Below are 11132 nucleotides of genomic sequence, written 5' to 3' on the forward strand. Positions count from 1 at the left end.
GACTCGGCCTGCTTCAAGAACCCGATGATCTGCTGCTCAGTGAATCGACTCTTCCTCATGTCCGTCATTCTCCAGGTTGACGGACCTCACTTCCATTCAACCGGTACGGCTGGGAGGGGGCAGGTCAACATCGGCACACTCATTGCTGATGACATTTGTGTCATTGCAAAGGAGCCATCATGGGTGCCACTTCCAAACATACTAGAACTGCCGCGAAGCCTCCAGAGGATCGCGAGCCGCAGCGCAGCCCTGTTGTCAAAGACGAGGACGTAGAACCCCAAGCCGACAATCCCAAAACGGCGCCGGATCGGCATGCCCACAGTATGGAGGCCAGCAATGCGGACGGGCATGTGGCCCAAAGCGAGACCGAGCAACCTAGACAAGCTTGACTCATTGCCCTGTGAAAAATCACAGAAATCTTGGCGAAGGGTATTGACTCTGTAGTCGCTACAGGGATTCCAATTGATTCAAAGAGATGGATCTTCAGTCGATGATGTACATGCCAGACAACTTCCTTCACGTGCATTTGTCAGGCTTAACTCATTTCTGATCCACAAGACATTTTTTCAACCTATACTTGCCGCTCCATGCGTCGCTTGCTTTGCTTGTTCCTGCTGATTTGGTTTCCGCTCCAGATGTCCTGGGCTGCGGTGGCCAGCTATTGCCAGCATGAAAGCAACCCTGCCGCGCAGCGCCATTTTGGGCACCACGAGCACATCCATCTCGATCCGCAGCATGGGGAGCGTCCTGGCGATAAAGCCGCAAAGGACAAGAGCGGCGGCGACAAAAAGGCCAGTGCCGACAACGACTGCACCGTCTGCCACATGAGCGCTGCCTCGCCGGTCAGTGAGACGCACACCCCTGAGGTGGCGTCCAGCAGGGAATGGTTTGGCCACTCGATCGAGGGCTACGCCTCTAACATTCCAGCGGGACCTGAGCGTCCCGACATACGTCTCGCCGTTTGATTCGGCGAGACGGCTGCTGCGCAAGCTTTTTTCCTGTCTTCAGTTAGCGAGGCCATGGCCTCTCTCGCCGGATTCCTTCTTGTTGTTCCCACAACCCGGAGAATTCGATGTACAGGCACATGGTGCCGATGACAACGTTCGCGTTGGTCACGGCCACACTTTTTTCTTCCACCACCTTTGCTCAAGTTAGCCCGTCCGATTCGGATGGGCAGGCCGTGCACAAGGCGGTGCCCGTGGCACAGCCCCTGACGCTGAGCGAAGCCATCAGGCTGGCGCTTCAGTTCAGCCCGCAAATCGTGGCGAATCAGCAGGAACTGGCGGCCAGCGAAGGGGCCGTCATTCAAGCGGGTGCGCGTCCCAACCCGGAAGTCCAAGCACTGCTGGAAGACACGCGGCGAGACAGCCGAACGACCACGGTGCAGTTGAGCCAGCCCATCGAGTTGGGCGGTAAACGTTCAGCGCGGATCTCGGTCGCCGAGGCCGCGCGGGCTCAAACCGCCGTGGACATCGAAGGGCGTCGCGCGCAGATCAGGGCGGATGTGGCCGATGCGTTCTTTGCCGCAGCCATCGCTCAGGAACGGGTGAAGCTGGCGCAGGCCTCCGTCGACTTGTCCATGCGTGGCACGGATGCGGTCTCCAAGCGGGTTCAGGCCGGCAAGGTCTCTGCGGTGGACGAGACGCGGGCAAAGGTCGCTCACGCTGGTGTCCGGCTGGAGTTGCTTCAAGCGCAGAGCGAACTTCGATCCGCTCGCCAAGGGCTGGCAGCCCTGCTGGGGCCAGCATCTGCCGTTCGTGCTCAGACGCTGGTCTGGCAATCGGGTGTCCAACCAGCCGCTCGCAATCTGGAGGCTTCGCAGTTGTCGGATGTACCGGTGCTACGGCAGGCACGCCTGGAGGTCGACAAGCGGCAGGCCATGGTCGAGCTTGAGGAAGCCCGCCGCGTTCCGGACGTCACCGTGACATTAGGTGCCAAACGCGATCAGCAGGTCGGGCGCAACCAGGCGGTGATCGGCCTGGCCATTCCGATTCCTGTGCTAGATACCAATCGCGGCAACCTGCTGCAGGCCTTGCGCCTGCGTGACAAGGCCGAAGCGGACTTTCAAGCAACGCGGATCCGCGTCGAGACCGAGTGGGTGCAATTGACGGAGCGTCAGCGCTTCGCTCAGGCAGAGGTGGACGTTCTGCGTAGCGAGGTACTGCCGGGCGCCGAGAGCGCTTGGCAGGCCGCCACGACCGGCTTCGAGTTGGGAAAGTTCAGCTTCCTCGACGCCCTGGATGCTCAACGGACCTTGCTCCAGGCCCGCGCCCAGTACCTGCGGGCGCTCAATGAGCTGTACCGCACCAACGCCAACATCGATCGCCTGCTGGGGACCAGCGGCGAAGAACAGACGACGTCCAAGCCATGAGAAAGCATTGCATGACACGCTCCCAATCACAACGCCAAGCTGGGCGCATCAGCCAAAAGCAACTCATCGCCATCATCGCCATCGTTTTGGCGGGGTTGGGCGCCAGCGCATTTGTGCTGACACGGTCTCCCAGCGCGCCCGCCGGCGAAGCGGCCGAGGAGAGCCATGGCCACGGTCACGGCGAGGCCAAGGGACACGACGACGCCGAGCACCACGGCGAGAAGAAATCCGAGTCCGGCCACGACGAGGCGAAGGGACACGATGACAAGGAACACCATGAGAAGGCCGAGGAGCATGGGGAGCATGACAAGCATGAAGGCGAAACCGCTCCTGAGAAGGGCGCTGCCGCCGCCAACGCTGGCAAGCACGAGGAAGGCGAGGAAGAGCCTGTCTCTCTGAATGCTCAGCAGATCGCAGCAGCGGGCGTTGAAGTCCAAGCGGCACAACCTGGCAAGATCCTTTCGACGGTGCAACTGTCCGGCGAGATCAAGTTCAACGAGGATCGCACGGCACACGTTGTGCCCCGTGTCGGTGGCGTCGTCGAATCGGTGTCGGCCAACCTCGGGCAGCAGGTCAAAAAGGGCCAGGTCCTCGCGGTCATTTCCAGCGTGTTGCTGTCCGAACAGCGCAGCGAGTTGCAGGCGGCCCAGAAGCGCCTGACCTTGGCGCAAACCACCTACGACCGAGAGAAGAAGCTCTTCGAAGACAAGATCTCGCCGCAGATGGATCTTCTGCAGGCCACCCAGGCCCTGCGCGAAGCCGAGATTGCGGTCAACAACGCCAACCAGAAGCTCAAGGCGTTGGGTGCCTCGCCTTCGGCTGGGGCATTGAATCGCTACGAGCTGCGCGCACCGTTTGATGCGGTCGTGGTCGAGAAGCACATCGCTCTGGGCGAGTCGGTCAAGGAAGACGCCAATGTGTTCACCCTGTCCGACCTGTCCACCGTGTGGGCCACAATCAACGTGCCCGCCAAGGACCTGAACCTCGTGAAGGTGGGCGAGAAGGTTACCGTGCGATCCAGTTCGTTCGAAGCCACGGCCAAGGGCACCGTGACCTACGTTGGATCGCTGATTGGCGAGCAGACGCGCACAGCAACCGCCCGAGTGGTGCTGACCAATCCAGACCTGTCGTGGCGTCCCGGCCTGTTCGTCAATGTCGCCGTGACTTCCGGCGAGACGGAAGCACCCGTGACCGTGACGGCTGGCGCGGTGCAGACCATGGAAGGCCGCCAAGTCGTGTTCGTCGAAGTCCCGGGCGGATTCCAGGCCAAGCCTGTGGAGGTCGGTCACACCGATGGCAAGCGCACGGAAGTCGTCAAGGGCTTGAGCGCCGGTACCCGCTATGCGGCGACGAACAGCTTCGTCATCAAAGCTGAAATCGGCAAGGCTTCGGCCGAGCACGAGCATTGAGCACGAGGTCCACCCATCATGTTTGAACGCATCATCCGATTTGCCATTGAGCAGCGCTGGCTTGTGCTGCTGGCCGTCTTCGGTATGGCCGCCCTGGGCGTCTTCAGCTATCAGAAGCTGCCCATCGATGCCGTGCCGGACATCACCAACGTCCAGGTCCAGATCAACACCCAGACACCTGGCTATTCGCCGCTGGAAACCGAACAGCGTGTGACCTACCCGCTGGAGACAGTGATGGCGGGCCTGCCCGGCCTGGAGCAGACCCGCTCCCTGTCGCGCTACGGCCTGTCCCAGATCACCGTGATCTTCAAGGACGGCACCGACCTGTACTTCGCGCGCCAACTGGTGAACGAGCGGATCCAGGAGGCCAAGGCGCGGCTGCCGGAAGGCGTCACGCCGGCCATGGGCCCCATTTCCACAGGCCTGGGCGAGATCTACATGTGGACTGTCGAAGCCAAGGACGGCGCCAAGAAGCCGGATGGCACGCCCTACACGCCGACTGACCTGCGCGAAATCCAGGATTGGATCATCAAGCCTCAACTGCGCAATGTAACGGGCGTGACCGAGATCAATTCCATCGGCGGCTATGCCAAGGAATACCAGGTCGCGCCCAGCCCTGAGAAGCTCATGGCGCATGGCCTGACGTTGGGTGACGTGGTCAATGCCCTGGAGCGCAACAACGGCAACGTTGGCGCCGGCTACATCGAACGCGAAGGCGAGCAGTACCTGATCCGTGCACCTGGTCAGGTGCGTGGCACCCAGGACCTGGGCAGCATCATCGTCAAGCAGACGACGGATGTACCCATCCGCATCCGCGACATCGCAGAAGTGGGGCAGGGCAAGGAGCTGCGCACGGGCGCCGCCACCGACAACGGCCGAGAGGTCGTCCTGGGCACCGTGTTCATGCTCATTGGCGAGAACAGCCGCAAGGTCTCGCAAGCAGTTGACATCAAGATGGCGGAGATCAACAAGTCCCTGCCAGCTGGTGTTCATGCCGTGACCGTCTACGACCGGACCGTCCTGGTGGACAAGGCGATCGCCACGGTGAAGAAGAACCTGATGGAAGGCGCCATCCTGGTGATCGCCATCCTCTTCCTGTTCCTGGGCAACATGCGTGCCGCGGTGATCACCGCCATGGTGATCCCGCTTTCCATGCTCTTCACCTTCAGCGGTATGGTCAGTCAGAAGGTCAGTGCGAACCTGATGAGTCTGGGCGCGCTGGACTTCGGGATCATCGTCGATGGCGCGGTGGTGATCGTGGAGAACTGCGTGCGCCGCCTGGCGCATGCGCAGGCGCATCACGGGCGAGAGTTGACCTTGCGCGAGCGCTTCCATGAAGTCTTCGCGGCTTCGCAGGAGGCCCGTCGTCCGCTGCTGTTCGGGCAGCTGATCATCATGATCGTCTACCTGCCCATCTTCGCCCTGGCCGGTGTGGAAGGCAAGATGTTCCATCCGATGGCGTTCACCGTGGTGACGGCGTTGTTGGGTGCCATGATCCTGTCCATCACCTTCATCCCCGCTGCCGTGGCGCTGTTCATCGGCAAGAAGGTGTCGGAGACCGAAAACGTAGTGATCCGCACCGCCAAGCGCTGGTATGAGCCCATGCTGAACACGGTGATGGGGGCCAAGCCTGTCGTGCTGACGGCGGCAGCGGTGCTCGTCCTGGTCTGTGGCGTGGTGGCTTCCCGCATGGGCAGCGAGTTCGTGCCAAGCTTGAACGAAGGCGATTTCGCGGTGCAGGCGCTGCGGATTCCCGGCACCAGCCTCAGCCAATCGGTGGCCATGCAGACCAAGCTGGAAAGCCATCTGAAGGCCAAGTTCCCTGAGATCGAACGTGTGTTTGCACGCACCGGTACCGCCGAGATCGCGGCCGACCCGATGCCGCCCAACATCTCGGACGGTTACGTGATGCTCAAGCCGGTGGACAAATGGCCCGAGCCGCGCAAGACGCGCGACGAACTGCTGGCCGCTGTTCAGGAAGAGGTCGCCAAACTGCCGGGGCAGAACTACGAGTTCTCTCAGCCGATCCAGCTGCGCTTCAACGAGCTGATCTCCGGGGTGCGCAGTGACGTCGCGGTCAAGCTGTTCGGTGATGACATGGATGTCCTCAACAACACTGCCAACCAGATCGCGAAGGTGCTGCAAGGCATCCCGGGCTCGTCCGAGGTGAAGGTGGAACAGACCACGGGCCTGCCCATGCTGACCATCAACATCGACCGCGAGAAGGCGACGCGCTATGGCCTGAACATCGGCGACATCCAGGACACGCTGGCCACGGCCGTGGGCGGCAAGGAGGCTGGGACGCTGTTCGAGGGCGACCGCCGTTTCGACATCGTCGTGCGTCTGCCGGAAGATGTCCGCACGGATCTGGAAGCCGTTCGGCGCCTCCCCATCGCCTTGAAGGGCGGAGACGGCGAGGGCGCGCGCTTCATTCCGCTGTCCGAGGTGGCTTCCATCGACTCGGCGCCTGGTCCCAACCAGGTCAGCCGCGAGAACGGCAAGCGCCGCATCGTCATCAGCGCCAACGTGCGTGGCCGTGACATCGGCACCTTCGTCGGGGATGCCCAGAAGGCGCTGGAAGCGGTCAAGATCCCCACGGGCTATTGGACCGTGTGGGGCGGCCAGTTCGAGAACCTGCAGTCCGCCACGCAGCGCCTGCAGATCGTCGTGCCGGTCTCGCTGCTGCTGGTTTTCGTGCTGCTCTTTGCCATGTTCGGCAACGTGAAGGACGGCTTGCTGGTGTTCACCGGGATCCCGTTCGCGCTGACGGGAGGCATCCTGGCCCTGTGGCTGCGGGACATCCCCTTGTCGATCTCGGCGGCCATCGGATTCATCGCACTGTCTGGGGTGGCCGTGCTGAACGGGCTGGTGATGATCTCCTTCATTCGCAACTTGCGTGACGAAGGGCGGTCGCTTGACGAGGCCATCCACGAGGGCGCCTTGACGCGGCTGAGGCCGGTCCTGATGACCGCGTTGGTGGCATCGCTTGGCTTCGTACCGATGGCCCTGGCCACCGGCACGGGCGCGGAGGTTCAAAGGCCGCTGGCGACCGTCGTGATCGGGGGCATCCTGTCCTCGACGATGCTGACTTTGCTGGTGCTGCCTGTGCTTTACCGCATCGTCCATCGAAAGGATGAAGAGGACGCCCAGACCACCGAAACCAAGCCCTCTCCTGACGCACACGAGGATGGAGCGATTGCATGACCAAAGCATGGGGCCGGTGGCCCCGGCTTTGGCCCGGTGAGGGGAGCGCGCGTGCCTTCACTCGCGCGACGTTCTATGCGCCTGACATAGTCTTGCTGGGGCTGTTCGCCGCGGTGTTGCAAGGCTGTGCCCTGCCCGAGAGGGACGAGGCCAAGCGGCTTAAGCCCATATGTTTCACCATGCTCAAGACGAGAACCTGCGTGCCGGGGCCGTCACCGAAGTCCTTGGACGCGGCCAAGGTGCGCAACCTGGCATTGCGGCCGGATGCGGGGCGGGTGGTGATCGTTCGAGCGCGGGACGGCGACGTCCAAGGGCTGGTGCCTTTGGGGTTGAATGGGCAGCCGCTGGAAAGCCTCATCCCCTATTCGGTCGTTGCCGTGGACGTTTCGCCGGGGCTTCACGAAGTTCGCATTCAGGAGGGGGTGGACGCGACCATTCCCCTGGAACTGCGAGCAGGTGATGTCGTTGTGCTGGAAGTACGCAGGCGTGGAAGGTATGGGAAGAGATTCGACCTTGTTCGCTTGTCGCGGCAGGAAGGGCGTGCGCTGATCGACGAAAGCCGGATTCTGCGCGCGCTGGATCGTACGGTTCCGTCACCGACTAAAACTGGTGGCGAAGGCACGGTTCCCTGATCTGGCGGTTCGCCTGCATAGCGCGTCTGAACACGCGAGCTTTTGCAATGGCGAGAAATGAAGAAGGAGCTTGTGGATGAGCAATTCAATGCGAAGCGTGCCTGGACATCTCGCCAGTAGCTTGATCCCGCTGGCATGTCTCTGCATGACCCCTTACTGTTGGGCCGAGGAACGCATCCTCTACAAGTCGATCATGCCCAATGGGCAGGTCGTGTATGGCGACGAGCCCGAGGCAAAGGCGAAGCGGTCTTACGCGATATCTGTCGAACCTCACCCGGCTGATCCGCAGCAGGCCGAGGCGGCGCAACGCGCGCTTGCGATGACGCGAGAGCAGTTGCTGAAAGACGCTGCTGCGCGATCTCTTCGGCTGAAGGATCTGGACAACAAGATTGCCAGTGCCTACGAAGAGCTCAGGGGCCGTCGGTCCGATCAGGAGGCCGGGCGCCAGGTCGTAGAGGGGGATCGGCAAGGCCGTAGATTTTCTTCACAGTATGGCCGCCGTCAGCGCTCGTTGGCTTCGGAGACGGAGCAGGCCCAGCGCAAGTTGGACAAATTGATCAAGGAACGGGACGCACTTCGATATTGATCTCGCGGATATGCCTGTGAGGTCTGTCAAAGCATGGCGAGATTGTCGTCGCGTCTTTTGCTGAGATGCATTACCAGGCAACTTACCGAGGCAAGCAATCGGCATCGGTTGCGTGAGCCATCGCCATTCAACTTGAAACGATCACGTCTTCGTTCATTTGTCAGACGTGTTGGGAATAGGGTCGATACCCGCCCGACACACATCAGGATCACCTTAGATGTTTTCAGTTCCCACGAATGCTTTCAGGTCCATGGGCGTTCCCTGGCTGGTCGCCGTCATCTGGTTGGCGGCCTTCACTTGCTTGCGCATCGGCCTGCTGGTCACATTGGATGCGGGGCAGGTCGGCATCGATCTCTGGCCCTATGTGCTGACCAAGGGGCTTCTGTTCGATTTGGCAACGCTGGCCTTTCTGGTCGCGCCGGTTTGCCTTTACGAGGCGGTACTGCCCAATCGCTGGAGAACTAGCCTTTGGCATAGAACGCTTCGGCTCAAGTGGTTGTGGTTTTCTGTCTTCGTCATGCTGTTTGGCATCGGCGCGGAGGTCACCTTCTGGCTGGAGTTTTCAACACGGTTCAACTTCATCGCGGTCGACTACCTGCTCTACACGCAGGAGGTGATCGGCAACATCCGGCAGTCCTATCCTGTTCCAACCGTCTTGGCGGCCATCGCAGTGGTGGCTGGTCTCATTGTCTGGTTCTTGCGGGGCGCCGTTCGAAACATGGACAACGTCAAGATCACGCGCATCCAGCGCGCCAAGCTGGTGGCAGCGGGTGTGGTTCTGCCCGTGATCGCGGGGTTCACGGTCAGCGTGGACCAGATGGAAGGGGCAGGCAACGCCTATGCGGACGAGATCTCCGGGAACGGTCTGTTCACGCTGGCGGCGGCCATGCGGCGGAACGAGCTGGATTTCGATCGCTTTTATCGAACAATGCCGCAAAGCGAGGCGGACCGCATTCTTCAAACCATGGGGATGCAGCGCAGACCGCTGTCCGATCTTTCTGCTCAGGCATTGAAGGGCGCCGCGAACCACGCATGGCCCTTCACCCGGCGGCCACGGAATGTGGTGCTGATCTCGGTGGAAAGCCTCTCGGCTTCATTTCTTGGCGCATACGGCGACTCGCGAGGGTTGACGCCCCGGCTCGATGCGATCGCCAAGCAAGGACTGCTGTTCTCGCACGCCTATGCGACGGGAACACGCACGGTCAGGGGGTTGGAGGCGCTGTCGCTGGGAACGCCCCCCGTCCCCGGGCAGGCCATTGTCCGCCGACCTCAGAACGAGCACCTCGCCACGCTGGGAGAAGTGCTTGGCTCTCAAGGCTTCAAGCCCTACTTTTTCTACGGCGGGTACGGCTACTTCGACAACATGAATGCCTATTTCGGGGGCAACGGCTACAAGGTGATCGACAGGACGGACATGGACAAGCGCACCATCGTCTTCGAAAACGTCTGGGGGGTGGCGGACGAGGTGCTGTTCAGCCAGGCCTTGAGCACGCTGGATGAGGGAAGGGCGCAAAGCAATCCTTTCTTTGCGCACATCATGACAACGTCCAATCACCGCCCTTACACCTATCCCGCCGGCCGCATCGACATCCCTTCGCCCGGTGGGCGACTCGGCGCCGTCAAGTACACCGATTTCGCGATCGGCGACTTCATCGACAGGGCTCGTGCGCAACCCTGGTTCAAGGACACCCTGTTCATCATCGTCGCCGACCATGGTGCGTCCGTGGCGGGAAAGACCAAATTGCCACTGGATGGCTACAGAATCCCTTTGATCTTCTTCGCGCCTGATCTGCTGAAGCCAGGTGTATACGAACCGCTGGTCAGCCAGTTGGACCTGGCCCCCACGATCGTCGAGCTATTGGGGAAAAAGGGGGCCGACTACTTCTTTGGACGCTGTCTCTTCGAAGAAGAGGAGCCGTTGAGAAGGGTCTTCGTCAGCAACTATCAGTCGCTTGGCTACCTGCGAAGCAACACGCTCACGGTGTTGCTGCCTCGGCAACGGGTGGAGAGCTACAGGGTCGATCCTCGGACGCTGGAGACGACGCCCAAAGCAGTGGATCCGGTACTGTTGAATGAGGCGATCGCCTACTATCAGACGGCATCAAGGTCCTTCAAGATGGGGGCATTGAAGCTGCCAAATTGCCCCCATCAACAATGAGCGGCCAGCGAATGCATCAGGACCTGCGTTCGCCCCGAAGCGGCCGATTCATCGGCCAGCTTCGGGGGCTTGCATCACTTCAGCGCAAAGCGAACAGAGACGGGCTTCTTGCCAGGCAGCGTCACGACAGCCACCGCTTTGGCGCCAGCGCTCACGTCGAAGCTGCCTTTGGCTTCCAGCTTCTCACCCGCTGGCGCGAGTTGCACTTCGTTTTTGTCGGTGCCCTTGATGAGGGTCAGTTTGCCACTGGCACCTTGCATCTTGACTGCCTTGCCGTGATCGCGCACGTACAGGCTGATCAGGTCGGCCTTGGCCACCAGTTCGAAGTCCATCTCGCTGGCTTCCACCACCACGCCGCCGTGCAGCGGATCATGTTCGTGCCCGTGTTCGTGTCCATCCGCCGCAAAGGCGCTGGCACTGATGGCCAGGATCGAGCAGGCAATCAGGCTGTTCACTTTTCTCATCTTCAGTCCTTGAAGGTTATGGAGGTGAAAGCCTATGCAGATGCAGGCGACAGAAGGCCAACTCAAAGATGACAAATTCGTCATCTTCCTTGTGTAACAGCCATTTAACAATCAAACGCATGAAAATTCTGGTGATCGAAGACAGCGTCAAGATGGCCGAGTACCTTCGCAAGGGTCTCTGCGTGTTGAATCACGAGCAAAACTGAGCCACTAAAGGGCATCCGTCACGCCCAATTTTGAGCCACGTTATCCACCTACCCTGCTGTTTTTTGCAGCAGTGGGGTGCAGGAGTGATCAACGTGAGCACA

8 protein-coding genes are annotated in these 11132 nt (G+C 60.9%); 7 read left to right on the plus strand and 1 reads right to left on the minus strand.

Annotated features, from left to right (window positions below):
- The first annotated feature begins 587 nt into the window (after positions 1-587).
- The 7 genes from czcI (at position 588) to QZ709_RS17770 (ending at position 10360) form a co-directional block, all read left to right on the plus strand.
- Positions 588-965 carry a cation efflux protein, CzcI family gene (czcI, locus tag QZ709_RS17740; RefSeq protein WP_290768526.1) on the plus strand — a complete coding sequence of 126 codons (378 nt, stop codon included), beginning with the start codon at positions 588-590 and terminating at the stop codon, positions 963-965.
- 107 nt (positions 966-1072) lie between these two features.
- Complete coding sequence (locus QZ709_RS17745) at positions 1073-2371, plus strand: TolC family protein (protein ID WP_290768528.1); 1299 nt, start codon at positions 1073-1075, stop codon at positions 2369-2371.
- Positions 2372-2382: 11 nt separating this feature from the next.
- On the plus strand, positions 2383-3780 hold the full coding sequence (locus tag QZ709_RS17750; protein WP_294638796.1) for an efflux RND transporter periplasmic adaptor subunit: 1398 nt from the start codon (positions 2383-2385) through the stop codon (positions 3778-3780).
- An 18-nt stretch (positions 3781-3798) separates the two neighbouring features.
- Positions 3799-6984, plus strand: a complete 3186-nt coding sequence (locus QZ709_RS17755; RefSeq protein WP_058085855.1) for a CusA/CzcA family heavy metal efflux RND transporter — start codon at positions 3799-3801, stop codon at positions 6982-6984.
- Positions 6981-7616, plus strand: coding sequence for a hypothetical protein (locus QZ709_RS17760; RefSeq protein WP_058085854.1), 636 nt, complete (start codon positions 6981-6983; stop codon positions 7614-7616). The genes QZ709_RS17755 and QZ709_RS17760 overlap by 4 nt, the downstream gene beginning before the upstream one ends.
- Positions 7617-7692: 76 nt before the next feature.
- The gene (locus QZ709_RS17765; protein ID WP_152987392.1) at positions 7693-8202 is read left to right on the plus strand and encodes a DUF4124 domain-containing protein; all 510 of its coding nucleotides are present in this window, start codon (positions 7693-7695) and stop codon (positions 8200-8202) included.
- Between the two features lie 250 nt (positions 8203-8452).
- Complete coding sequence (locus QZ709_RS17770; RefSeq protein WP_109038283.1) at positions 8453-10360, plus strand: LTA synthase family protein; 1908 nt, start codon at positions 8453-8455, stop codon at positions 10358-10360.
- Positions 10361-10434: 74 nt separating this feature from the next.
- Here QZ709_RS17770 and QZ709_RS17775 read toward each other — a convergent pair whose 3' ends face one another.
- Positions 10435-10824 (minus strand): hypothetical protein, encoded by a 390-nt coding sequence (locus QZ709_RS17775; RefSeq protein WP_058085851.1) that lies wholly within the window; start codon positions 10822-10824, stop codon positions 10435-10437.
- Between the last annotated feature and the right edge of the window lie 308 nt (positions 10825-11132).

The sequence above is a fragment of the uncultured Aquabacterium sp. genome (assembly GCF_913773725.1).
In the GTDB taxonomy this organism is placed as follows: Bacteria; Pseudomonadota; Gammaproteobacteria; order Burkholderiales; family Burkholderiaceae_C; genus Aquabacterium.